Here is a 2,040-nt window from a genome sequence, read left to right on the forward strand (position 1 = left end):
CGGGAAGAGTGGGCCTCGCCCTGCCGGGAAGAGTGGGGCCTGGTCCGCTGGGAACAAAGGAAGGACTGGCGCTCTGTCATCCATCCTGCGCGACCGCTGCCGTCGTTCCCAGCGAGCTGTCTCCTCCTCCTTTCCCGGCCGAGGGCGTGTCGGAATGCGGGGGCGTGCCGGGAATGGTGGGGCTAGCTCACTGTGCCTGTCGGGACGGTGGCTGTGGATTCTCCGCTGGAGACCATGCTGCGGACCTGGCGGGCGGCTACCGACAAGGTGGCGAGGTCGTAGGTGCCTACCGCGTAGATTTCGCCGAGGGCGGCGCGGGCGCGGGCCAGGCGGGAGCGGTTGGTGGACTCCCAGTAGGCGATCTTCTCGTCGGGGGTTTCGGCGGGGTCGGTCGCGGCGAGGACGTCGACGGTCAGGGAGCGCAGCGAGTCGTACAGGTCGTCGCGGACTGCGAGGCGGGCCAGGGTGCGCCAGCGGTCACCGCGGTCGAGTCCGGCGACGGCGGTGAGCAGGCGCTGGATCTCGAAATGCAGATCGAGGGCGTAGTAGAGCGCGGCCACCTCGTCGGCGTCCCGTTCGCAGATGTCGGCGATATCGAGCACGTCCAGCAGCGGGAAGCGGTGCACGAGCAGCGCCACCTCCTCGGCCAGCTCCCGCGGCGCGCCGCGTTCGATCGGTCCGCCGGAGCGCTGCAGCACGTCGTCGGCGAGCGGGCCGGGCCGCCACGACGGCACCTTGTCGGCCAGCGCCTGAACTCCCTTGCGGTAGCGGGTGATTCCGGCGCCGATCGCCAGCGGCTGCGGGCGATTGGCCAGCAGCCACCGGGAGGCGCGGTCGAGGGTGCGCTTGGTTTCCAGCTCCAGTTCGTTGCGCACCGCGGTCGGCATCGGCGTGGTCCGGATGCGCTGCCACAGGTCGCGCAGGTCGAAGATCTCCACCGCGGCGGTGAAGGCCCGCACGGCGTCCTCGGCCGTGGCGCCGGTCTCCTCGCTCAACCGGAAGGCATAGGTGATGCCGCCGTAGTCGACGACATCGTTGACCACCATGGTCGCCAGGATCTCGCGGCGCAGCGGGTGGCGGCCGATGGCGGCGCCGAACCGTTCGCGCAGCGGCACCGGGAAGTAGGTGGGCAGCACTGCTTCGAAGGCGGTGCTGTCCAGCAGATCCCCGGCCAGCAGATCGGCCTTCAGCGAAAGCTTCACGTGGGCAAGCAGATTCGCCAACTCCGGCGAGGTGAGGCCCTGGCCGTCGGCGATGCGGCGTTCCAGCTCGGCGTCGGTGGGCAGCGCCTCCAGCCGCCGGTTGAGCCCGCGACGGTTCTCCAGCTCGGAGATCAGCCGGCGATGGACCACCGCCAGCGGCACCGCCTCGGCACGCGACAACCCCATCTGGACGTTCTGAGAGATGTTGTCGCGCAGGACGAGTTCGGACACCTCGTCGGTCATCGCGGCGAGCAGCGCATTGCGTTCGTCGACGACGAGGTCTCCGCCGGACACCACACCGTCCAGCAGCACCTTGATGTTGACCTCGTGGTCGGAGCAGTCCACACCCGCCGAGTTGTCCAGCGCGTCGGTGTTCATCCGTCCGCCGTTGCGGCAGAACTCGATTCGGCCCAGCGCCGTGAGACCGAGGTTGCCGCCCTCACCGATCACCTTGACCCGCAAGGCATTCGCGTCGACCCGCACCGCGTCGTTGGACTTGTCGCCGACGTCGGGGTGGGTCTCGGACGACGCCTTGACGTAGGTGCCGATGCCGCCGTTCCACAGCAGATCGACGGGGGCGAGCAGGATGGCCCGGATCAGTTCCGGCGGGGACAGCGTGATCACGCTCGGGTCCAGGTCCAGGGCCTGCCGGACCTGCGGGCTGATCGGGATGGCCTTGGCGGTGCGGTCGTAGACCCCGCCGCCCTCGCTGATCAGCGAGGTGTCGTAATCCCGCCACGACGAACGCGGCAACGCGAACAACCGCCCCCGCTCCCGGAACGACCGCCCCGCATCAGGATCCGGATCCAAGAAAATATGCCGATGATCGAACGCCGCC

Annotated in this window: 1 protein-coding gene; it reads right to left on the reverse strand. The window is 69.4% G+C overall.

Annotation, left to right across the window (positions count from 1 at the left end; all coding sequences use genetic code 11):
• Nucleotides 1-182: 182 nt before the first annotated feature.
• The coding region (locus QH290_RS33670) for an NAD-glutamate dehydrogenase domain-containing protein (RefSeq protein ID WP_280387336.1) at nt 183-2,040 on the reverse strand (1,858 nt) is incomplete at its 5' end.

Source organism: Nocardia wallacei (assembly GCF_029869545.1).
GTDB lineage: Bacteria > Actinomycetota > Actinomycetes > Mycobacteriales > Mycobacteriaceae > Nocardia > Nocardia wallacei_A.